Here is a 21,563-nt window from a genome sequence, read left to right as displayed (position 1 = left end):
CGTGGCGTCACTTCAGCAGGCCGGCCGCGCGCGCAGCCTCCTCGATGCCTTTGTAGTTTTCCGGCTTGGTCTCGATGAAGCGCGAGGCGGCCTGCAGGTCGAGAATCGCCTTGTGCTCCGGGTTGGCCGGGTCCAGGGCGAGGAACGCTGCCTTGATCTTTTCGACCAGCGCCGGATCGAGGTTTCCGCGTACCGTCCAGTTGTAGTCGTAGTAGGGCGGGGTGGTGGAGATCACCCGGACCTTATCGGTATCGACCTTGCCGGCCGCAACGAGCTTGTCCCAGACCGAGGCGTTGAGCACGCCGGCGTCGGCCTTGCCAGCTTCGACCCAGGCCGCAGTGGCGTCATGGGCACCGGAGTAGGCGATGCGCTTGAAGTACTTCTCCGGCTCGATGCCGTCCTTGAGCATGAAGTAGCGCGGCATCAGGCTGCCGGAGGTGGAGGACACCGAGCCGAACGCGAAGGTCTTTCCCTTCAGGTCGGCCAGCGATTTGACCTCGGGGTCGGCGGTGATGAACTTGCTGGTGAACTGCTCGTCCTGCTCGCGCTGCACCAGCGGGATCGCATCGCCGGTCTTCAGGCGGGTCTGGACGAAGGTGAAACCGCCGAGCCAGGCGAGGTCGAGGCGATCGGAGGCCAGGGATTCGACGACGGCGGCGTAATCCGACACCGGGGTGAATTTCACCGGCATGCCCAGTTGCTGCTCCAGATACTCGCCCAGCGGCTTGAACTTGCGGATCAGCTCGGTCGGTGCTTCGTCGGGGATGGCGGAAACCCGAAGGGTTTCAGCGGCATGGGTGGTCGTAATAGACAGGGACAGGGCAAGGCCGGCGACGGCTGCCAGGGAGCGCTTCAGCATTGAGGGTTCTCCGGTTCAATAGCGGAAAAAGCGCGCGGATTATAGAACCTCTGCGGCACATCGCGGCAAGGGAAAGCTCCATCCGTGCCTTGGCGCGGCGCCAGGCAAGTAAATCGGCTCGCTCGGCGAACTTTTTTCAGCGGCCATACCTAAGGAATCTGTAGTGGCCGAATATCAGCAAAGTGCCACCCGCGCAGGGCAAGGGATACGAATGTGAAAGGCGGTAAGCGGCGGAAAACGACGATGGTCTGGGCGGATGGTCATTCCTTCAGGGAGGTCGCACGGATAGAGGCTAGCTCGCCAGACACCGTGCCCCCGCGCAATGCACCGCTTGGCGAGAAGATGCTGGTCGAGGCGCGTCTGGCCGTGGTTCTGCTCGGGCCACTGCTTATCGACCTGCCCCAGACCTGAGGCCGAACCTCGACCTCCCTGCCGCGGATCACTGCGGCAGGGCATTCGCGGCGGGCTGCTCAGACAGCGCTGAACAGCAACAGCAGCACGACACCGAGTATCAGTCGGTAGATCACGAATGGCAGCATGCCGACACGCTCAAGCAGCTTGAGGAAGAGGTGGATGCACAGATAGGCGCTCACCGCCGACAGCACCACGCCCAGCCCCATCGCCGGCCAATCCACGGGCGCGCCGCCTTCGACCAGATCCAGTGTGCTCAGCGCACTGGCGAGCACGATCACCGGAATCGACAGCAGAAAGGAGAAGCGCGCCGCGCCCGAGCGCGACAAGCCGAGCAGCAGGCCGGCGGTCATGGTCACACCCGAGCGCGAGGTCCCGGGAATCAGCGCCAGTGCCTGGGCACAGCCGATCAGCAGAATGTCCTTCCAGGAGAGGCTGTGTTCGTCGCGCGGTTGCGCGGTGCGCCGGCTGACCACATCCGCCCACCACAGCAATATGCCAAAGCCGATGGTGGCCCAGGCGATCACCAGCGGTGAGCGCATGTGCACTTCGATGAAGCCCTTGAACAGCAGACCGGCGATGCCCACCGGAATCGTGCCGAGAATCACCGCCCAGGCGAGCCGACTGTCGCCGACGCGCTCGCGGCGTCCGAGCGAGGTAAACCAGTCGCGGGTCATGCCGAACACCTCCTGGCGGAAATACCAGACCACGGCGGCGAGCGTGCCGAGGTGCACCGCCACGTCGAATGCCAGTCCCTGGTCGTCCCAGCCCACGAGGTGTGGGAAGAGGATCAGATGAGCCGAGCTCGAAACCGGCAAGAACTCGGTAAGCCCCTGCACGATGGCCAGGACGATGATCTGAACTAATTCCATTGCGTACTTCCTGCGATCTGTTCGAATGCGCGCCGCAGCAGGGCGCGTGGTTGAGTGGCGTGATGAGGCCGGGCCTCGGAGCTTCCTTCAGAGGCGCACGAGGGCGGATCGTTCCGGTTGGCTTGGCGATTTGCTCGTCGGTCGTCTCGATGTACGGCTCGTCGGTGTGAACCGAAGGCGGATCACATGGCCGTTCGCGATGGTGCGGCGCTAGAATCAGGGCCTTGTTTGCCAAGGAGACGTCCATGTCCGATCTGCCAACTCTCGCCTTCGCCGGTATCGGTCTGATGGGCCTGCCGATGTGTCGCCGCCTGCTCGCCGCAGGTTATCAGCTGGTCGTCTGGAACCGCTCGCCCGACAAGTGCCAGCCGCTGATCGAACTTGGCGCCAGGGCCGTCGCGACCCCCGCCGAGCTCTGTGCCGAGGCCGACATCGTGCTGCTGTGCCTGGCCGATACCGCCGCCGTGCGCGAGGTGCTGTTCGGCAAGGGGGGCATCGCCGAGGGCGGCAAGGCCGGCAAGCTGCTGGTCGACCATTCCAGCCTGGAGCCCACTGCGACCCGTGATATGGCCGCCGAGCTGGAATTCCGCAGTGGCATGCGCTGGGTCGATGCGCCGGTCTCCGGTGGCACCGCCGGCGCGGAAGCCGGCACGCTGGCGATCATGGCCGGCGGGCGGGCCGAGGACGTCGAACGGGTGCGGCCGATCCTGATGAACCTGGGCCAGCGTCTGACCCATATGGGTGAGGTGGGTGCCGGGCAGGTGACCAAGGTCTGCAACCAGATGATCGTCGCCTGTAATGCCCTGGTGATCGCCGAAGTGGTGGCGCTGGCCGAACGCGCCGGGGTCGATGCCAGCCTGCTGGCGCCGGCACTGGCGGGCGGTTTCGCTGACTCCAGACCGTTGCAGATTCTTGCCCCGCAGATGGCTGCGAGTGAGTTCGAGCCGGTGAAATGGCACGTGCGCACCTTGCTCAAGGATCTCGACACCGCAGTGAAACTCTCCCGCGAGCAGGGCTCGGCGACCCCCTTGAGCGGTTTGGCCGCGCAGCTGATGCGCCTGCACGGCAGCCAGGGCAACCTGGAGCGCGATCCGGCAACGCTGGTCGAGATGTACCGGGAGGGCGACCAGTGAAGATCTCCGCCAACCTCTCGCTGCTGTTCACCGAGCTGCCCCTGGCCGAGCGCATCCTCGCCGCCCGCGTCGCCGGCTTCGATGGCGTGGAAATCCAGTTTCCCTATGAGGTGCCGGCCATCCAGTTGCGCGAGCAACTCGAGCGCGCCGGCCTGCCACTGGTGCTGATCAACCTGCCGGCCGGCGATCTGATGCAGGGCGGTCCCGGGTTGGCGGCCGTGCCGGAGCGGCAGGAAGCCTTCGACAATGCCTTGCAGGAGGCGCTGACCTACGCACTGATGGCGCGCCCGGCGTGTGTCAACGTGCTGCCGGGCCGACTGGCGGAGGGCGTTGAGCGCGAACTGGCGCTGGAGACGTTGGAGCACAACCTGTGGAAGACCGCCGATGCCTTCGACATGCTCGGCATCCGCGTGCTCTGCGAGGCGATCAACCCGCTCGACATGCCGGGCTTTCTGGTCAACAGCGCGGCGGATCTGGCGACGTTGCTGGAGCGGGTTGACCACCCCAGCTGCATGGCGCAGCTGGACTTTTACCACATGGCCCGCCAGGGCCTGGACCTGCCGGAGTGCATCACCCAGCTGGCCGGGCGTATCGGTCACGTACAGTTCGCCGATTGCCCCGGGCGCGGCGCCCCGGGCAGCGGCGAAGTGGACTTTGCGGGTGCGCTGCAGGCATTGCAGACCGGCGGCTACCAGGGCTGGCTGGGCGCGGAATACAAGCCGGGCGAGCAGGGCAGCGAGGCCAGTCTGGGATGGCTGGCCGATTGGCGTGCCCGCTGACCATCGCGCGGCATAAGCGAGGCTGATGTTCGGAGACAGGATCAGGTACAGACTCTAGAGTCATCGTCGAGTCCCGGCTGGTCTGCGGCCGGAATATAAGAACAATCGAGACCGACGTCATGCAGCCTTCCACCCAAGCTTCCAACGCCTGGCGCGTGCTGTTTCTGCTGTTTCTGGCGAACCTGTTCAACTTCTTCGATCGCACCATCCCGGCGATCATCGCCGAGCCGATTCGTCTGGAATGGAGCCTCAACGACTTCCAGCTCGGCCTGATCGGCACCGCCTTCACCATCGTCTACGCCATTGCCGGTCTGCCGCTGGGGCGCATGGCCGACCTCGGTTCGCGGCGCAAGATCATGGGCTGGGGGCTCACCGCCTGGAGCGGCCTGACGGCGATCAACGGGCTGGCCTGGAATTTCTGGAGCTTCCTGCTGGTGCGTATGGGCATCGGCATCGGCGAGGCCAGCTACGCGCCGGCCGCCAACTCGCTGATCGGCGATCTGTTCCCGGCACACAAGCGGGCACGGGCCATGGGCATCTTCATGCTGGGCTTGCCGCTGGGACTGCTGTTGGCATTCTTCACTATCGGCTCCATGGTCGAGTTCTTCGGCAGTTGGCGTGCGCCCTTCTTCATAGCTGCGGTGCCGGGGCTGGTGCTGGCGCTGTTCATCTTCCTGATCCGCGAGCCTAAGCGCGGTGCGGCGGAGACCGTCAAGGTCTCGCAGGAGCCGGTGCAGCAGCCGGTGCGCAAAGTCCTGGCCATTCGTACCTTCTGGTGGCTGGTGCTGGCCGGGCTGGCGTTCAACTTCGCCACCTACGCCTGCAACGCCTTCATGGTGCCGCTGCTGATGCGTTACCACGGGGTCTCTTTGGTCAATGCCTCGGTCGCCACCGGCGTGATCGTCGGCCTGACCGGTTTGATCGGGCTGACCCTGGGCGGCTGGGTCGCTGACCGCATCCATCAGCGCTTTGCCCGTGGCCGGCTGATATTCGCCGCGGTGAGCATGCTGGTCGCCACGCTCGCGACCGGCTACGCGTTGCTCGCCGGGCGGATCGACGTGGGCCTGTTCGTTGCGGTGTTCAGCATCGGCTGGCTGTTCTCCTACAACTTCTATACCTGCGTCTATACCGCGATCCAGGACGTCGTCGAACCGCGCCTGCGGGCCACGGCCATGGCGCTGTTCTTCGCCGGTCTGTACCTGCTCGGTGGCGGCATGGGCACCGTGGTTGTGGGGCTGCTTTCGGACCACTTCGCCGAGTCGGCAATGCTCGCGGCAGGCGCCAGCGAGATGGCCGAGGCCTTCCGTGCGGAAGGGCTGCACGGGGCGATGTATCTGATTCCGGCGTCGCTGCTGCTGACCATGGTGTTCCTGTTCCAGGCCTCGCGGACCTTCTGTGCCGATGCCAAACGCATGACGGCGGGGATGACCGCCGCAGCGCCCGGCGCGGAGGCGGTGCCTGCCTGATACACGTTGCGTCATGGGGTTTGTGCCCGGACCAGCAATGGCCGGGCATTTTTTTCATCTGGACAAGGCCGGCGAGGGGTTGACCGACGATAGGCCTGCAACGGCGGACCACCTCCTTTACACTGCGCGGCCGTTTTTTCTGTACCCGCGGACCACGCCATGCTCAACGCTTCACCCGCCCGCGCCTGCGGCATCGATTTTGGCACCTCCAACTCCACGGTCGGCTGGTGGCGGCCGGATGCCGATCCGCTGATCGCCCTCGAGGGTGATCAGCCGACGCTGCCCTCGGTGGTGTTCTTCAACCTCGAAGAGCGCCGCCCTGTCTACGGTCGCCAGGCGCTGCACGAATACCTCGAAGGCTACGAAGGCCGGCTGATGCGCTCGCTCAAGAGCCTGCTCGGCTCCAAGCTGCTGAAGAGCGAAACCACCGTGCTCGGTAGCGCCATGCCGTTCAAGGAGATCCTTGGCCTGTTCCTCGGCACCCTCAAACAGCGGGCCGAGACGGCCGCCGGCCGGCCATTCGAGGAAGTCGTGCTGGGGCGGCCGGTGTTCTTTGTCGACGACGACCCACAGGCGGACCGCGAGGCATCGGACACCCTCGCCGCTGCCGCCCGCAAGATCGGCTTCAAGGAGGTGTCGTTCCAGTACGAGCCGATCGCCGCGGCCTTCGACTACGAGTCGCGCATCGAGCGCGAGGAGCGCGTGCTGATCGTGGATATCGGCGGCGGTACCTCCGACTTCTCGCTGGTGCGCCTGTCGCCTGAGCGCCGTGCGGTGGACGACCGGCAGGCGGACATCCTCGCGACAGGCGGCGTGCATATCGGCGGCACCGACTTCGACAAGCAGCTCAGCCTGCACGGGGTGATGCCGCTGTTCGGCTATGGCAGCCGGATGAAAAGCGATGCACCGATGCCCACCAGCACCCACCTCAACCTCGCCACCTGGCACACCATCAACGCGGTCTACGCCCCGGCGTCGCAGCGCGCCCTGCAGAGCATGCGCTACGACATCGTCGATCCCACCGGCATCGATCGGCTGTTCCGCCTGATCGAGCAGCGCGCCGGCCACTGGCTGGCGATGCAGGTGGAGCAGGGCAAGATCGAGCTGACCGAGCAGCAGCGCTTCGCCATCGACTTCCAGCGCATCGAGCCGGATCTGCGCGTCGAGCTGAGCCGGCAGGGGTTCGAGAGTGCCATCGCCGCGCTGCTCGAACGCATCGGCGTCAGCATTGGACAGCTGCTGGCCGATGCCGGGGTGCGTGCCGAGGAGGTCGACACCGTGTTCTTCACCGGCGGTTCCAGTGCCATTCCCGCGCTGCGCGACAGCGTCGCCGAGCTGCTGCCGCGGGCGCGCCATGTCGAGGGCAACCGCTTCGGCAGCATCGGCAGCGGGTTGGCCATCGAGGCGCGCAAGCGCTACGGTTGAGCCGGGCCGCAACGTCATTCGCTGACACAAAAACTTCACACTGACGGGTCAACGTCGGGTGCAGGCTGCGGGTCCCATTAACGGTGCTCAAGCGGAGCGTCTTCATGGAGAGCAATTCGATGGCCTATCGCATCCGACCTACTCGCAACGCCGCCAAGGAAGTGCGCAAGGCCGCCCTGCAGCGCATCGACAAGGCGATCCAGGCGCTTACGGTCGAGGCGGATGAGCGCGCGGAAGGGGTGCATCAGGCGCGCAAGCGCTTCAAGGAACTGCGAGCCCTGTTGCGGCTGGTACGCGAGCCGCTCGGTGCACGTTTCAAGCTCGACAACCGGCGGCTGCGCGACGTGGGGCGGCGCCTGGCCGAGTCCCGCGATGCCGCGGCGATGCTGGAAAGCTGGGACGCCCTGGCACGGGCCAACCAGCCACTGTTCGTCAGCGACGCGTTCCGCCAGATCCGCCTGCAACTGCAGCAGCGCGCCGCGCCGGATGGCGAGGTGCACGCGGATTTCGACGCGGAGCTGGCCGAAGTGCTGGGTGAGCTGCGTGCGCTGACCCAGGAAATGCAGCACTGGAAGCTGTCCGGCAAGGGCTTCGGGCTGCTCGCCAACGGGTTGCGCCGCACCTACAGCGACGGCGTGCGGGATCTGGCGCGGGCGGAACGGGATGCTTCGGACGAGCTGCTGCACGAGTGGCGCAAGCGGGTGAAGGATCATTGGTATCACTGCCAGCTGCTTTCGCCGTGCTGGCCGGACGCGCTGGAAAGCCGCGCCGATCAGCTCAAGCAGGTCGCCGATGCCTTGGGCGATGACCATGACCTGGCGATGATGGCCCAGCTGATGGAGCGCGAGCCCGATCTGTTCGGCGCGCTGGAGACTCGAGAGCAGTTGCAGCGTTGTATCCAGCAGCGCCGCGAGCAGCTGCAGCAACGAGCGCTGCGCCTTGGCCGGCGGCTCTACGCCGAGGGGCCGAAGGCGCTGGTCACCCGAATGGCGGCCTACTGGTGCATCGCCCGGGCGGAGCGCGGTTAGCTTCGCACGTGGCCCTGGGGGCGGGCCTCAGCCCGCCGGTCAGGGCCGGAACGCGCCAGCTTATCCGGCAACCAGTACGCGTATCGCTTCCAGGCGCAGGGCGGCCTTTTCCAGTGCCGCCAGACCGTCCTCGCGTTGCTGGCGCAGCGCTTCGATTTCGCTGTCACGCACGCTCGGGTTGACGGCCTGCAGGGCCACCAGTCGGGCAAGCTCTTCGTCCAGCCCGGCCTTGAGCTTGCGCTGGGCTTCGGCGACGCGTTCGACATGGCGCGGCTTGATCTTGGCCTCGGCGGCGGCGATCTGCGTGGCCAGCACGTCGCGCTGGGCCTGGACGAACTTGTTGGCGCTGGCGCGTGGCACGCTTTCCAGCTGATCGTTGAGCGTGTCGAAGGCCACCTTGGCCGCCAGGTCGTTGCCGTTGCCGTCGAGCAGGCAGCGCAGCGCCAGCGGCGGCAGGAAGCGGCTCAGCTGCAGGGCGCGCGGCGCCACCACCTCGCTGACGAACAACAGTTCGAGGAGCACGGTGCCCGGCTTGAGCGCCTTGTTCTTGATCAGCGCCACCGCGGTGTTGCCCATGGATCCGGACAGCACCAGGTCCATGCCGCCCTGCACCATGGGATGTTCCCAGGTGAGGAATTGCATGTCTTCGCGGGCTAGCGCCTGTTCGCGGTCGTAGGTGATGGTCACGGCCTCGTCGTCGCCCAGCGGGAAGCTGGCGTCCAGCATCTTTTCGCTGGGGCGCAGCACCAGGGCATTTTCCGAGTGGTCTTCACTGTCGATGCCGAACGCATCGAACAGCTGCTCCATGTAGATCGGCAGCGCGAACTGATCGTCCTGCTCCTCGATGGCGTCCACCAGCGCCTTGCCCTGCTCGCCACCGCCGGAGTTGAGTTCCAGCAAACGGTCGCGGCCGGCATGCAGCTCGGCTTCCAGGCGCTCACGCTCGGCGCGGGCTTCGTCGATCAGGCCCTGGAAGGTGTCGTCATCGCCATCTTCCAGCAGCGGCAGCAGGCGCGGGCCGAACTGATGTTGCAGGGCATTGCCGGTCGGGCAGGTGGCCAGGAAGGCGTTCAGCGCTTCGTGGTACCACTTGAACAGGCGCTCCTGCGGGCTGGTTTCCAGATAGGGCACGTGCAGCTGGATAGTGTGCTGCTGGCCGATACGGTCGAGGCGGCCGATGCGCTGCTCGAGCAGGTCCGGATGAGCCGGCAGATCGAACAGCACCAGATGGTGGCTGAACTGGAAGTTGCGGCCTTCGCTGCCGATTTCCGAGCAGATCAGCACCTGCGCGCCGAACTCCTCGTCGGCGAAGTAGGCCGCGGCGCGGTCGCGCTCGAGGATGCTCATGCCCTCGTGGAAAACCGTGGCCGGGATGCCGGAGCGCACGCGCAGCGCGTCCTCCAGATCCAGCGCGGTCTCGGCATGCGCGCAGATGACCAGCACCTTGTACTTCTTCAGCATTTTTAGGGTGTCGATCAGCCACTCGACGCGCGGGTCGAACTGCCACCAGCGGTTCTGCTCGTCGGCCGGTTCCTGCTGACTCTGGAAGGCGACTTCCGGATACAGCTCGGCGTGCTCGCCCAGCGGCAGCTCCATGTATTCGGCGGGGCAGGGCAGCGGGTAGGGGTGCAGCTGGCGCTCGGGAAAGCCCTGCACGGCGGCGCGCGTATTGCGGAACAGCAGGCGGCCGGTGCCGTGACGGTCGAGCAGCTCGCGGATCAGCCGACTGCTGGCCTCGATATCGCCATCGGTGGCGGCGGCGAGCAGGGCTTCGCCTTCGGCACCAAGGAAATCATGGATGGTCTGATGAGCCTGCTGCGAGAGACGACCCTCGTCGAGCAGTTCCTGCACGGCTTCGGCCACTGGCTGATAGCTGGAGCTCTCGGCGCGGAAGGCATCGAGGTCATGGAAACGATTCGGATCGAGCAGGCGCAGACGTGCGAAGTGGCTGTCCAGGCCGAGCTGTTCGGGTGTCGCGGTCAGCAGCAGCACGCCGGGAATCACTTCAGCCAGCTGTTCGACCAGCGTGTATTCGGCGCTGGCGCCTTCCGGATGCCAGACCAGGTGATGCGCCTCGTCCACCACCAGCAGGTCCCAGCCGGCGGCGAAGGCGGCGTCCTGGGCGCGCTCGTCTTCCTTCAGCCACTCCAGCGATACCAGCGCCAGTTGGGTGTCTTCGAACGGGTTGCTGGCATCGCTCTCGATGAAGCGCTCGGCATCAAACAGCGCGACTTCCAGGTTGAAGCGGCGACGCATTTCCACCAGCCATTGGTGCTGGAGGTTTTCCGGAACCAGGATCAGCACCCGGCTGGCACGGCCGGAGAGCAGCTGGCGATGGATGATCAGGCCGGCTTCGATGGTCTTGCCCAAACCTACCTCGTCGGCCAGCAGCACGCGGGGGGCGATGCGGTCGGCGACCTCCTTGGCAATGTGCAGCTGGTGCGCGATGGGCTGTGCACGCACGCCACCCAGGCCCCACAGCGAGGACTGCAACTGGGCGCTCTGGTGCTGCAGGGTGTGGTAACGCAGGCTGAACCAGGCCAGCGGGTCGATCTGGCCGGCGAAGAGGCGGTCGCTGGCCAGGCGGAACTGGATGAAGTTCGACAGCTGGGTTTCCGGCAGGGTGCGGGCTTCGTTCTGCGCGGTCAGGCCGTGATAGACCAGCAGGCCATCGACGTCATCGACCTCGCGCACGGTCATCTTCCAACCTTCGAAGTGGGTGATCTCGTCTCCCGGGACGAAGCGTACGCGGGTCAGTGGCGCACTGCGCGTCGCATACTGGCGGGTCTCGCCGGTCGCCGGGTAAAGCACGGTGAGCATCCGTCCATCCTGAGTGAGGATGGTTCCGAGGCCGAGTTCCGCCTCGCTGTCGCTGATCCAGCGTTGCCCCGGTAGATACTGCTGCGCCATGCTGCCTCCCGCTGTGAAAAAGCCGGCTATGGTAACGGAACGTCGCCACGAGAGCGACGGCCGATGGCGACTGCTCGACGCATCAAGTGTAGCGGTCCTGCTAAAGTTGGCCGGTGTTGCGCCGACTCATCGGCAAAGAGGGCTCAAACATGCTGCCACCCATTCCAAGCGGCGTATTCCCGGTCAGCGCCCAGCAGGACGCGGTCAAGCCGCGCCCCGAGGTGGCGCCGGTGGCTCCGGTGCAGCCAAGTTCCGGCGAAAGCGCCGTCACCCTCGATCGTCGGCATCCGCAGGAGAGCGCGGAAATGCTGCGCGACGAGCAAAGGCGCCGGCAACGCCGCGGTTACACCCCGGAAGAGCTGGCGAAGGGCGAGACCGACGAGCAGGATCAGGCCGGTTTGGAAGAGCTGCCACGGCAGGGCCTCTGGGTCGACGTCGAGGTCTGAGGTGTTGACGACCGACCCAAGCGTTGTTTCATCGATCGAGCTGCCTGACGCCGTGTTGGATTACCGGGCGGGCTGGGTCGACGGTGATACCGCCGATGCCTGGCAGCAGGAGTTGCTCCGCGCCACGCCCTGGACGCAACCGGAGATACGCATCTACGGCCGCCGAGTTGCGGTACCGCGGCTGGTCGCCTGGTATGGCGACGCCGAGGCCGGATACCGCTATTCCGGCTTGCGGCATGAACCGTTGGCCTGGACACCGCTCTTGCAAGACATCCTTCAGCGTCTGCAGAACGAGACTGGCCGTCGCTTCAATGGCGTATTGCTCAACCTGTATCGCGACGGTCGCGATGCCATGGGCTGGCACAGTGACGACGAAGTCGAGCTGGGCCGCAATCCGGTCGTGGCATCGTTGAGCCTGGGAACCGAACGACGCTTCGACCTGCGGCGCAAGGGCAGCGGGCGTATTCAGCACTCGCTGCTGCTTGGGCATGGCTCGTTGCTGGTCATGAGCGGCGCGACGCAGCATCATTGGCAGCACCAGATCGCGCGGACCAGCAAGGTATCGCAGCCGCGCCTCAACCTGACCTTTCGCCTTATCCGGCCGGGAACGAACGCATGAGCAGTGACGAGAACCTGATCGATTTCAGCGCCGAGCGTGCACGCCGCATTCATGACCTGAACGACAAGCGACTCGAGGAGATGCGCAAGACCTTCGAGCAGGTCCTGCCGCTTGGCAAATCGAAGAAGAAGGGCAAGAAGCCGACAAAGAAACGTTGATCGGCATGCCAGCTCGCGCGCCACACCGGCAGTCCATACCGATTCGCTATTAGCGATCGCCTCCGCTATTTGCGGCCTGCCCATTTCAGGGCGAATTCGGCCGAACCCTTCCTCCAATACCCCCATTTTCTTGACCTGGATCAGTCGTTGCGCGCGCCTGGGATCGGCATTTTGCGGCCATTGACCCGGGTCAATTTTTTCCCGATCACCCGGGTTTACCTTGCACCCATCGAACAGCGAATCAGGTTTCGGAGGTAGGTCTCATGTTTGTCGATAATGTGGTGCTCGCAGGGGTGGTCACGGTCGGCCTGATGGTCGCCTTCTTCGCAGGTTTCGGATATTTCGTTTGGCGGGATGCCCACAAGAAAAAGGGCTGATTCCGTCGAACACAAGGGCACGCAAGGCATTTAGGCGACCTCTGGTCGCCTTTTTTTTTTTGCCCGCGATTTAACGACGTGTCTGCGCTTGGACGAACACGGTCGTGGTGAAAGCCGGCACCTCGAATTTCCCCTTGCTCACGGTAGCCTGGCGAGCGATCGGGTCGACCGAGCCTTCGAGCAGCGGATGCAACCGATAGCCATCCGCCCCTGACAGACGAACCCGCTTGTCCGACGCATTGATCACCACCATCAGCGAGCTGTAGCGGGGGTCCAGATCACGGCCGGCGCGCGGTCCATCGGCCAGGCTGTAGGCGATCACCCCGGGCTGCTGCTCGGGCCCGGTATTGTGGAACTGCAGGCGCCGCTGCACCTCGCGGGCGTTGTCGAGCTGGAATAGCGCGCTGTCGCTGCGAATTTTCACCAGCTCCAGAAAGCGCCGCTTTGCGGTGACGATGTCGGCAGCGCCCGGTTCGGCCTGTGGGTCGACGATGATCCTGCGAATCAGCGGCCAGTTGTCGCCGTCCTTGTCGGCACGCGGCAAGCCCTTGTTCCAGTTGTTGTCCTGGTAGCCGAAATCCACCGCGTTGAACCAGTCCCCCGAGTCGTAGCTGTCGCGCTGCATGGACTTTGAACGCAGGATGTCCGAGCCGAGATGGATGAACGGCACGCCCTGGCTGAACAGCGGCACCGACAGCGCCACCAGGTGCAGGCGGACCCGGTCGGCAACCGACAGGCTGCTGGCGAACTTGTACTGGTTGTTGTCCCACAGCGTCTGGTTATCGTGCTTGGAGACGTAATTGACCGTTTCCTGCGGGTCCAGCGTATAGCCGGCGGGCTGGCCGTTGTAGTCGATCTCGCTGCCCTTGCGTGTGCTGCCGTCGGCGGTGACGAACTGGAAATCACGCAGCCCGCCGGCGATGCCGACGCGGATCAGGTCGGCTGCGTGCAGCAGCTGCGCTTTTTCCTGAGCCCCGGCACCGCTCAGCTCGTTGGGCCGCAGGTAGAGGCCGTTGGCGAAGCCCTGGTTGCGGCGGATGCTGTCGCCGCCATCGAAGGGGCTGCCGCCGCGTACCGCATCACGCTGTCGATCGTTGAATGTGCCGACACCGGTGCCGGCCATGTTCAGCTGGTTGGCATTGATGCCGCGCGCATTGCCGGCGACCTCGCCGAATTCCCAGCCTTCGCCGTAGAAATAGGTCTCGCGATCGATGCGGCGGACCGCACGATACGCATCGACGATCTGCTCGCGCATGTGGTGACCCATCAGATCGAAGCGAAAACCGGCGATCTTGTAGTCGCGGGCCCAGACCTTCAGCGAGTCGATCATCAGCTTGGCCATCATGCGATGTTCGCTGGCGGTGTTCTCGCAGCAGGTCGAGGTTTCCACCGCGCCGGTGGTGGGGTTGCGGCGGTGGTAATAGCCGGGCACGACCTTGTCCAGAACCGATTTGTCGGCCAGACCCGAGGCGTTCGTGTGGTTGTAGACCACGTCCATCACCGTGGCCAGGCCGTTATTGGCGAGCGACTGCACCATCTGGCGGAACTCGATGATGCGTTGCACACCTTCGGCGTCACTGGCGTAGCTGCCCTCGGGCGCGGTGAAGTGGAAGGGGTCGTAACCCCAGTTGAAATCGTCCAGCCCGCGCAGGTCGTCGTACAGCGATTGCGCCTGGCCGCTCGCCGGATCGAAGCCCTCGAGTACCTGGCGGATGCTCGCCGCTGCGCAATGCTGCGCCCAGCGCTGACGGGCCTGGTCCGACAGGTCGCAGAGTTTGGCGAAGGGGTCGTCGAGGCCGACCCGCCGGTCGGGGTCCTCGTCGATGGTGGCGATGTCGAACACCGGCAGCAGCTGAACGTGGGTGAGCCCGGCCTTCTGCAGGTCACGCAGGTGACGCATGCCGTTGCTGTGCTGTTGGGTAAACGCGGCGTAGGTGCCGCGCAGCTCCGCCGGCAGGCTGGTGTCGCTGGCGCTGAAGTCGCGCAGATGGGTTTCGTAGATCACGCTCGCTTCGGGACGCTCCGGGCGTGGCGGACGCACGGCATCCCAGCCGGCGGGCTTGAGGTCATCGGCGTTCAGGTCGACCACCTGGGCGTACTGGCTGTTGCGCGACAGGCTTAGGGCGTAGGGATCACTGACCAGCGTCGTCTCGATGCTGCCGGTGCTGGGTCGGTAGGCGGTGACTTCATACTGGTAGTATTGGCGATCCAGCGAGCGCGGGCCTTCCAGGCTCCAGACGCCGAGCCGCTCCCGCATAGGCTTGGGATAGCCGGGTAGCAGCCGTTTGGCGGCATCGAACACATGCAGGCGAACCCGCTGCGCGGTCGGTGCCCAGAGCTTGAAGGACACACCTCTGGCATCGAGCGTCGCGCCCAGCTTGCCGTTGTAGGCGAACAGCATGTCGAGGATGCCGGCGGTCTGCACTTCGGTGGCATCGATGACCCGGTCGTCCGCATCATAGGCAATTACCACCAGCTGGCTCATCACGGCGCGGCGAATGTCTCTCACACCTGCCGTGAGTTGGTAAGCGGGGGCGTCGGCCAGATGCGGGTGCTGGCGCCTGAGGCCGTTGCGCAGGCTGGACGGCTGCATCGCCAGGACCTGCCCGCCGCTGACGGTGCGCGCCTCGCTGTCGATGCGGATGCTGGCATCGTGGGCATAGCGCAACTCGACGCGGCTGGCGCCCGGTGCGCCGCCCACCAGCGCGAGCGTGAACGGATCGAGCCAGTGCGCACGGGCTCCGTTGATCGCCACGGCGCTGCTGCTTAGTGGCGTGCTGGACAATTGCGGGTTGCCGCTGACCGTGAAGACGCGACGGCCGAGTTCGTCGAAGCGCCAGACCAGGTCGGTACCGCCCAGATCCTTCTCGTCGCCCTTGTGCATGATCAGGTTCAGGCAACTGGCGTCGGCGCTCAGCGGGATGCGATAGAGCGCGCCGTATTCGGGGTCGGATTCCGCCGCCGCGAGCGGTTGCGCCCAGCTGGTTTCGGTCGCACTGCCGTTGCAGTCGGCGGTGTTCCACAGATGTGGACCCCAGCCGTTGTAGTTGCCATCGGCGCGCTGGTAGTAGAGCAGGGCCTCGTCGGGGCCGGGGTCGAGTGGGGCTGCCGAAGTGGGTTGCACGGCCAGCGACAAGCCGCCGAGGACGAGCGCCGCCAGGCGCCGATAAGCGATCGAGCGAGTGAGCATGGGTGAGGGTCCCGTTGTTGTTCTTCTTGTACTGCTCGCTGGATGGTCGGCGCGGAGTATTCGATGCACATCCTTCCGCTGGAATCCGCTTTAGGCGTAGGCCAGGGCCGTAATAGCGTTCTGCTTGCCCCCCTTGCCGCGCAAAGGTATGGCTGGAAATGCTGAGGGCGCCCATCAGGCGCCTCGGATTGCCTCGTCGCGCGACGGGGCCGTGGCCGCAGGAGTGCTCAGCCGATGGTGATCGGTGGCAGTTCCTTCAGTTCGACGGTTTCCTGCTTGCGCGGCGCAAGCACTTCGGCTTCGCCGTCGACCACCAATTCGTCGTTCTGATTGAACACGCGGGTGGCGATGCGCACGCGGTTCTTCGGCAGCTTCTCGAGAATTTCCAGGCGCACGCTCAGCGTGTCACCGATTTTCACCGGACGGGTGAACTTCATGGTCTGGCCGAGATAGATGGTGCCCGGGCCCGGCATGGTGCAAGCCACGGCGGCGCTGATCAGTGCGCCACTGAACATGCCATGGGCGATGCGTTCCTTGAACAGGGTGCCGGCAGCGAACTCGGCGTCCAGGTGCACCGGGTTGCGATCGCCGGACATCGCGGCGAACAGCTGGATATCCTTTTCCTCGACGTGTTTTTCGTAGCGCGCCTGCTGGCCGACCTCCAGGTCGGAGTAAGGCGTGTTGCTGATGGTGCTCATGGAATGTCCTCAGGCTGGTCGGCGCACCGGGTGCTGCGGCCGATGGATCGAAGCGAGTCGCGCGATCCCAGATGACCGGTGTCGGCGCGCTGGGGCTGCATTCTAGAGGCACGGGCTGCACTTGTCCCGGCGCCGGGCCGCGCGATGCCGTGACGAAAGATTCACAGCAGTGATTAATGCGGTTTGGGCTGTTGCGTCGCGATGCCGACCTGATAAGTTCGCCAGAGCCCGCTGCGCGCGGGCCAGACACTCTCAGGTAACGAGGCCAATAACAATGCAGCCTGAATTCTGGAATGACAAACGCCCTGCCGGCGTGCCCAACGAGATCGATCTAGGTGCTTACCGCTCGGTCGTCGAAGTGTTCGAGCGTGCCTGCAAGACTCACGCGGACCGCCCTGCATTCAGCAACATGGGTGTCACCCTCAGTTACTCCGATCTGGAGCGCCACTCCGCCGCTTTTGCCGCCTGGCTGCAGCACCACACCGATCTGCAGCCCGGCGACCGCATTGCCATTCAGATGCCCAACCTGCTGCAGTACCCCATCGCCGTGTTCGGCGCGCTGCGTGCAGGACTCATCGTGGTCAATACCAACCCGCTGTACACCGCGCGGGAGATGCGGCACCAGTTCCAGGATTCCGGCGCGCGGGCGCTGGTGTACCTCAATACCTTCGGCCACCACGTGCAGGAGGTGCTGCCCGACACCGCCATCGAGCACCTGATCGAAGTGCGCATCGGCGACATGTTGCCAGCCCTGAAAGGTGCGCTGGTCAACGCCGCGGTCAAGCACCTGAAGAAGATGGTGCCGGATTACAGCCTGCCGCAAGCCGTTTCCTTCAAGAGCGTGCTGGGCGACGGCGCCCGCCACAACCACAAGCCGGCAGCCCTGGAGCCCGATCACGTCGCCGTGCTGCAGTACACCGGTGGTACCACCGGTGTGGCCAAGGGCGCGATGCTCACTCATGGCAATCTCGTGGCGAACATGCAGCAGGTTCGGGCAAACATGCAGCAGCTGGATGAGCATGGCCATCCGGTGATCCGTGAGGGTCAGGAAGTGATGATCGCGCCGCTGCCGCTCTACCATATCTATGCCTTCACGGCGAATTGCATGTGCATGGTGGTGACCGGCAACCACAACGTGCTGATCACCAATCCCCGGGATATCAACGGTTTCGTCAAGGAGCTGCAGCGCTGGCAGTTCTCCGGCTTCCTCGGGCTCAACACCTTGTTCGTCGCGCTGATGGCCCACCCGCAGTTCAACAAGATCGACTTCTCCCGTCTCAAAGGCACCAACTCCGGTGGCACCGCGCTGGTTTCGGCGGTCGCCGAGCGCTGGAAGAGCATGACCGGCTGCACCGTCGTCGAAGGCTATGGCCTGACCGAAACCTCGCCGGTTGTTTGCGCGAATCCGTACGGTGAGCACTCCCGTCTTGGTACCGTCGGGCTGCCGGTCCCCGGGACCACCGTGAAGGTCATTGATGACGAGGGCAACGCCTTGCCGCTCGGCGAGCGTGGCGAGCTGTGCGTCAAGGGCCCGCAAGTGATGAAGGGCTATTGGCAGCGTCCCGAAGCGACTGCCGAGGTGCTGGACGAGGAGGGCTGGCTGAAGACCGGCGACATCGCGGTGATCGACCAGGACGGTTTCGTCAGCATCGTCGACCGCAAGAAGGACCTGATCATCGTCTCGGGCTTCAACGTCTACCCCAACGAGATCGAGGACGTGGTGATGGCTCACCCGAAAGTCGCGGCTTGCGCCGCCATCGGTGTGGCGGACGAAAAATCCGGCGAGGCGGTCAAGCTGTTCGTCGTGCCCAGCGATCCGACGCTCACCCAAGAAGAATTACAGGCTTACTGCCGTGAGAATTTCACCGGCTACAAGATGCCACGGCATTACGTGTTCCGGGATGCATTGCCGATGACCCCGGTCGGCAAGATCCTGCGTCGGGAGCTGCGCGAAAGCGCCTGACGACGCGAGATGCACTGTCGTTGCGGGAGACAGATGAGGTGACCGGGATATATTTTTCGGTCACTTTATGTCGAATCAACGGTTTCCGGACTCTGTTCGCTCCTCGGCAAAGCTGCTAACCTCGGGCACGCTTTTAGCCCGATCAGCGGTACAAAAGTTAACAAATCACAACAAAACAGCTGCCATCGCGCAGTAATAAAGCTGTTGCTTAGGAGTGGGGTTCATGACCGATAACTTCTGGAAGGATAAGTATCCCGTTGGTGTTGCCAGCGAGATCAATCCCAACGAGTATCAGAACATTCAGGCTGTGCTCAAGCAGTCCTGCGAGCGTTTCGCGGACAAGCCGGCCTTCAGTAGCCTCGGCAAGACCCTGACCTACGGTGAGCTGTACAAGCTGTCCGGCGAATTCGCAGCCTACCTGCAGCAGAACACCGATCTCCAGCCGGGCGACCGCATCGCCGTACAGCTGCCCAACCTGATCCAGTATCCCATCGTGGTGTTCGGTGCCATGCGCGCCGGGCTCATCGTGGTCAACACCAACCCGCTGTATACCGCGCGGGAGATGGAACACCAGTTCAACGACGCCGGCGCCAAGGCGCTGGTCTGCCTGGCCAACATGGCGCACCTGGCCGAGGAAGTGCTGCCCAAGACCGGCATCAAACACGTGGTCATCACCGAAGTCGCCGACATGCTGCCGCCGCTCAAGCGCATGCTGATCAACGCGGTGGTCAAGCACGTGAAGAAGATGGTGCCGGCCTACAGCCTGCCGAAAGCGGTCAAGCTCAACGACGCGCTGGCACTCGGCCGCGGCAAGGCGGTGAGCGAGGCTTCGCCAAAGAGCGACGAGGTGGCCGTGCTGCAGTACACCGGCGGCACCACCGGCGTGGCCAAGGGCGCCATGCTCACGCACCGCAACCTCGTCGCCAACATGTTGCAGTGCAAGGCGCTGATGGGTTCTAACCTCAATGACGGCAGCGAAGTGCTGATCGCGCCGTTGCCGCTCTACCACATCTACGCCTTCACCTTTCACTGCATGGCGATGATGCTCAGCGGCAACCACAACATCCTGATCTCCAACCCGCGCGACCTGCCAGCGATGATCAAGGACCTGTCCAAGTACCGCTTCAGCGGCTTCGTTGGCCTCAATACGCTGTTCGTCGCGCTGTGCAACAGCGAAGACTTCCGCAAGCTCGATTTCTCGGCGCTGAAGATCACCCTTTCCGGTGGCATGGCGCTGCAGCTGGCCACGGCCGAGCGCTGGAAGCAGGTCACCGGATGCTCGATCTGCGAAGGCTACGGCCTGACCGAGACCAGCCCGGTGGCCTCGGTCAACCCGATCGAGCACATCCAGCTCGGCTCCATCGGCATTCCGGTGCCCTCGACGCAGTTCAAGGTCATCAATGACGACGGTCAGGACCTTCCGCAGGGCGAGATCGGCGAGTTGTGCATCAAGGGCCCGCAGGTGATGAAGGGCTACTGGCAGCGCCCCGAGGCCACCGCTGAGGTGATCGACGCGGATGGTTGGTTCAAGACCGGCGACATCGGCGTGATCCAGGAAGACGGCTACATCCGCATCGTCGACCGCAAGAAGGACATGATCCTGGTGTCCGGCTTCAACGTATATCCCAACGAGCTGGAAGACGTGCTCGCCAGCCTGCCGGGCGTGTTGCAGTGCGCTGCCATCGGCGTCCCGGACGAGAAATCCGGTGAGGCGATCAAGCTGTTCGTGGTGGTCAAACCGGGCGAGAGCCTGACCAAGGAGCAGGTCATGCAGCACATGCATGACAACCTGACGGGCTACAAGCGCCCGCGCTACGTGGAGTTCCGCGACAGCCTGCCGACCACCAACGTCGGCAAGATCCTGCGCCGCGAGCTGCGTGACGAGGAGCTGCGCAAGCTCGGCCACAAGCAGTAAACGCAGCTGTTGTGAAAAGAACCCGCTTCGGCGGGTTTTTTTCGTTTTTGCGAACGGCGTTTCATCGGCAGCGCCTTCGAGAGCTTGAGTTAGCGCTTGGTAGCGTTCTTCTCATCCTGTAGTGGGTGGCACAATAGCCCTACTTAACCATTTAGTTTGTAGGGGAATATCGGATGCTGTCGTCACTACGTCTGCGAGTGAAACTGCTGCTGCTTGCCCTTGGTCCGATCCTGCTCCTCGCGATCCTGCTCAGCGGCGTCGCCGTGGTCGAGCTGCAGGACTTGGCCGATCAGCAGGAAGCACAGACCCGTGCCAGCCTCATTCGTGATCGCCGGGCCGAGCTCGAGCACTACGTGCAACTGGCACGCAATGCGATTGCGCCGATCTACGAGCTCTCGGCCGAGGGCGATCTGCAGGCGCGGGCCGAGGCCGTGGCGCTGCTCGAGCGGCTGGCGTACGGCCGCGAAGGTTATTTCTGGGGCTACGATGGCCAGTTCTTGCGCGTGTTCCAGGGTGACACCCACGAGCGCATCGGCGAGAGCTTCGCCGATTTCCAGGACCCGAATGGCGTGTATGCCATCCGTGAACTGGTCAAGGCCGGTCAGAATGGCAGCCATTTCGTCGACTACAGCTTCGCGGTGCCGGGCAGCGATGCGCTGGTGCCCAAGGTCGGTTACGCCGAATACCTGCCGAAGTGGAACCTGGCGTTCGGCACCTCGCTGAACCTCGACGACGTCGAGCGCGATGTGGTCGAGGCCCGCGCGGTTTTCCAGGCGCGTATTGACAGCCTGACGATGATCATGCTCGGCGCCGCGTTGCTGCTGCTGGTGCTGATGGCCGGGCTCGCGGTACTGATGAGCAATGCCATCCTGCGTCCACTGCTGCAGATCAAGCAGAACCTCGACGATATGGCGCAGGGCGACGGCGACCTGACGCACCGCCTGCCGATCACCAGCCAGGACGAGTTGGGTGAGCTGGCCACCTCGTTCAATCGCTTCGTCGAGAAGATCCATTCGCTGGTACAGCAGGTGGCCGGCACCACCACCCAGCTGACCGGTCTGGTCGCGGCCGTGGCCAGCCAGGCGCAGCGTTCGGAGCAGGCCATGGCCGACCAGCGCAGCGAGACCGATCAGGTCGCCACGGCGATCAACGAGATGTCCGCTGCGGCCAATGAAGTGGCGATGAGCGCCCAGCGTGCGGCCGAAGCGGCACGCGAGACCGATCAGCAAGGCGTTGCGGCCAAGCAGGTGGTGGACCAGAGCATTCGCCAGATCCACGAGCTGGTGGGCGAGCTGCGCGACAGTGGCGAGTCGC

At 64.5% G+C, this 21,563-nt stretch carries 17 protein-coding genes; 12 read left to right on the top strand and 5 right to left on the bottom strand.

Annotation, left to right across the window (positions count from 1 at the left end; translation table 11 throughout):
- Window positions 1-7: 7 nt before the first annotated feature.
- Both NAO55_RS19905 and NAO55_RS19900 read right to left on the bottom strand, forming a co-directional pair.
- Window positions 8-859, bottom strand: coding sequence for a putative selenate ABC transporter substrate-binding protein (locus tag NAO55_RS19905; RefSeq protein ID WP_102839907.1), 852 nt, complete (start codon window positions 857-859; stop codon window positions 8-10).
- Between the two features lie 470 nt (window positions 860-1,329).
- Entirely contained in the window at window positions 1,330-2,142 is an 813-nt protein-coding gene (locus NAO55_RS19900; RefSeq protein ID WP_102839908.1) for an undecaprenyl-diphosphate phosphatase, read from the bottom strand.
- A 245-nt stretch (window positions 2,143-2,387) separates the two neighbouring features.
- On the opposite strand from NAO55_RS19900, the gene NAO55_RS19895 reads away from it, so the two are divergent.
- The 5 genes from NAO55_RS19895 (at window position 2,388) to NAO55_RS19875 (ending at window position 7,973) form a co-directional block, all read left to right on the top strand.
- Window positions 2,388-3,275 carry an NAD(P)-dependent oxidoreductase gene (locus tag NAO55_RS19895; RefSeq protein ID WP_102839909.1) on the top strand — a complete coding sequence of 296 codons (888 nt, stop codon included), beginning with the start codon at window positions 2,388-2,390 and terminating at the stop codon, window positions 3,273-3,275.
- Window positions 3,272-4,054: a hydroxypyruvate isomerase family protein gene (locus tag NAO55_RS19890; protein WP_102839910.1), complete on the top strand. Its 783-nt coding sequence runs from the start codon at window positions 3,272-3,274 to the stop codon at window positions 4,052-4,054. The genes NAO55_RS19895 and NAO55_RS19890 overlap by 4 nt, the downstream gene beginning before the upstream one ends.
- 119 nt (window positions 4,055-4,173) lie before the next feature.
- Window positions 4,174-5,520 (top strand): spinster family MFS transporter, encoded by a 1,347-nt coding sequence (locus tag NAO55_RS19885; RefSeq protein ID WP_102839911.1) that lies wholly within the window; start codon window positions 4,174-4,176, stop codon window positions 5,518-5,520.
- A gap of 159 nt (window positions 5,521-5,679) precedes the next feature.
- Window positions 5,680-6,945 carry an Hsp70 family protein gene (locus NAO55_RS19880; RefSeq protein WP_197932482.1) on the top strand — a complete coding sequence of 422 codons (1,266 nt, stop codon included), beginning with the start codon at window positions 5,680-5,682 and terminating at the stop codon, window positions 6,943-6,945.
- Window positions 6,946-7,049: 104 nt separating this feature from the next.
- Complete coding sequence (locus NAO55_RS19875) at window positions 7,050-7,973, top strand: CHAD domain-containing protein (RefSeq protein ID WP_079327361.1); 924 nt, start codon at window positions 7,050-7,052, stop codon at window positions 7,971-7,973.
- A gap of 60 nt (window positions 7,974-8,033) precedes the next feature.
- Here NAO55_RS19875 and rapA read toward each other — a convergent pair whose 3' ends face one another.
- Window positions 8,034-10,883, bottom strand: a complete 2,850-nt coding sequence (rapA, locus tag NAO55_RS19870; RefSeq protein ID WP_102839913.1) for an RNA polymerase-associated protein RapA — start codon at window positions 10,881-10,883, stop codon at window positions 8,034-8,036.
- A 149-nt stretch (window positions 10,884-11,032) separates the two neighbouring features.
- Between rapA and NAO55_RS19865 the strand changes: the two genes are divergently transcribed.
- The 4 genes from NAO55_RS19865 to ccoM all read left to right on the top strand — a co-directional run bounded on the left by NAO55_RS19865 (window position 11,033) and on the right by ccoM (window position 12,483).
- Window positions 11,033-11,329, top strand: coding sequence for an aspartate-semialdehyde dehydrogenase (locus NAO55_RS19865; protein WP_102839914.1), 297 nt, complete (start codon window positions 11,033-11,035; stop codon window positions 11,327-11,329).
- Window position 11,330: 1 nt separating this feature from the next.
- Window positions 11,331-11,948, top strand: coding sequence for an alpha-ketoglutarate-dependent dioxygenase AlkB family protein (locus NAO55_RS19860; protein ID WP_102839915.1), 618 nt, complete (start codon window positions 11,331-11,333; stop codon window positions 11,946-11,948).
- On the top strand, window positions 11,945-12,106 hold the full coding sequence (locus NAO55_RS19855) for a hypothetical protein (RefSeq protein WP_166082524.1): 162 nt from the start codon (window positions 11,945-11,947) through the stop codon (window positions 12,104-12,106). Before NAO55_RS19860 ends, NAO55_RS19855 begins: the two co-directional genes overlap by 4 nt.
- A gap of 263 nt (window positions 12,107-12,369) precedes the next feature.
- Complete coding sequence (gene ccoM / locus NAO55_RS20925; protein WP_285361209.1) at window positions 12,370-12,483, top strand: cytochrome c oxidase subunit CcoM; 114 nt, start codon at window positions 12,370-12,372, stop codon at window positions 12,481-12,483.
- A 70-nt stretch (window positions 12,484-12,553) separates the two neighbouring features.
- On the opposite strand, the gene pulA is transcribed toward ccoM, so the two are convergent.
- Together pulA and NAO55_RS19845 are read right to left on the bottom strand one after the other, a co-directional pair.
- Window positions 12,554-15,673: a pullulanase-type alpha-1,6-glucosidase gene (gene pulA, locus NAO55_RS19850; RefSeq protein ID WP_102839917.1), complete on the bottom strand. Its 3,120-nt coding sequence runs from the start codon at window positions 15,671-15,673 to the stop codon at window positions 12,554-12,556.
- A 227-nt stretch (window positions 15,674-15,900) separates the two neighbouring features.
- The gene (locus NAO55_RS19845; RefSeq protein ID WP_102839918.1) at window positions 15,901-16,371 is read right to left on the bottom strand and encodes a MaoC family dehydratase; all 471 of its coding nucleotides are present in this window, start codon (window positions 16,369-16,371) and stop codon (window positions 15,901-15,903) included.
- A gap of 274 nt (window positions 16,372-16,645) precedes the next feature.
- Here NAO55_RS19845 and fadD2 point away from each other — a divergent pair, with 274 nt between their 5' ends.
- From fadD2 to NAO55_RS19830, 3 genes are all read left to right on the top strand, one after another.
- Window positions 16,646-18,334: a long-chain-fatty-acid--CoA ligase FadD2 gene (gene fadD2, locus NAO55_RS19840; RefSeq protein ID WP_102839919.1), complete on the top strand. Its 1,689-nt coding sequence runs from the start codon at window positions 16,646-16,648 to the stop codon at window positions 18,332-18,334.
- 223 nt (window positions 18,335-18,557) lie between these two features.
- On the top strand, window positions 18,558-20,249 hold the full coding sequence (gene fadD1, locus NAO55_RS19835) for a long-chain-fatty-acid--CoA ligase FadD1 (RefSeq protein WP_102839920.1): 1,692 nt from the start codon (window positions 18,558-18,560) through the stop codon (window positions 20,247-20,249).
- A gap of 173 nt (window positions 20,250-20,422) precedes the next feature.
- On the top strand, window positions 20,423-21,563 hold a 1,141-nt coding region (locus NAO55_RS19830; RefSeq protein WP_256070295.1), incomplete at its 3' end, for a cache domain-containing protein.

It is taken from the genome of Stutzerimonas frequens (assembly GCF_024448335.1).
Taxonomy (GTDB): Bacteria; Pseudomonadota; Gammaproteobacteria; order Pseudomonadales; family Pseudomonadaceae; genus Stutzerimonas; species Stutzerimonas frequens.
Note: the sequence above shows the minus strand (reverse complement) of the source record. Positions and strands in the feature narration are given on the sequence as shown.

Bases quoted from the DNA above. Each gene is read 5' to 3' on its own strand.
- ccoM (WP_285361209.1), top strand. From the start codon at position 12,370: ATGTTTGTCGATAATGTGGTGCTCGCAGGGGTGGTCACGGTCGGCCTG.
- NAO55_RS19855 (WP_166082524.1), top strand. From the start codon at position 11,945: ATGAGCAGTGACGAGAACCTGATCGATTTCAGCGCCGAGCGTGCACGC.
- NAO55_RS19900 (WP_102839908.1), bottom strand. From the start codon at position 2,142: ATGGAATTAGTTCAGATCATCGTCCTGGCCATCGTGCAGGGGCTTACC.
- NAO55_RS19865 (WP_102839914.1), top strand. From the start codon at position 11,033: ATGCTGCCACCCATTCCAAGCGGCGTATTCCCGGTCAGCGCCCAGCAG.
- NAO55_RS19905 (WP_102839907.1), bottom strand. From the start codon at position 859: ATGCTGAAGCGCTCCCTGGCAGCCGTCGCCGGCCTTGCCCTGTCCCTG.
- pulA (WP_102839917.1), bottom strand. From the start codon at position 15,673: ATGCTCACTCGCTCGATCGCTTATCGGCGCCTGGCGGCGCTCGTCCTC.
- NAO55_RS19875 (WP_079327361.1), top strand. From the start codon at position 7,050: ATGGAGAGCAATTCGATGGCCTATCGCATCCGACCTACTCGCAACGCC.
- NAO55_RS19880 (WP_197932482.1), top strand. From the start codon at position 5,680: ATGCTCAACGCTTCACCCGCCCGCGCCTGCGGCATCGATTTTGGCACC.
- NAO55_RS19845 (WP_102839918.1), bottom strand. From the start codon at position 16,371: ATGAGCACCATCAGCAACACGCCTTACTCCGACCTGGAGGTCGGCCAG.
- NAO55_RS19895 (WP_102839909.1), top strand. From the start codon at position 2,388: ATGTCCGATCTGCCAACTCTCGCCTTCGCCGGTATCGGTCTGATGGGC.
- NAO55_RS19885 (WP_102839911.1), top strand. From the start codon at position 4,174: ATGCAGCCTTCCACCCAAGCTTCCAACGCCTGGCGCGTGCTGTTTCTG.
- fadD1 (WP_102839920.1), top strand. From the start codon at position 18,558: ATGACCGATAACTTCTGGAAGGATAAGTATCCCGTTGGTGTTGCCAGC.
- fadD2 (WP_102839919.1), top strand. From the start codon at position 16,646: ATGCAGCCTGAATTCTGGAATGACAAACGCCCTGCCGGCGTGCCCAAC.
- rapA (WP_102839913.1), bottom strand. From the start codon at position 10,883: ATGGCGCAGCAGTATCTACCGGGGCAACGCTGGATCAGCGACAGCGAG.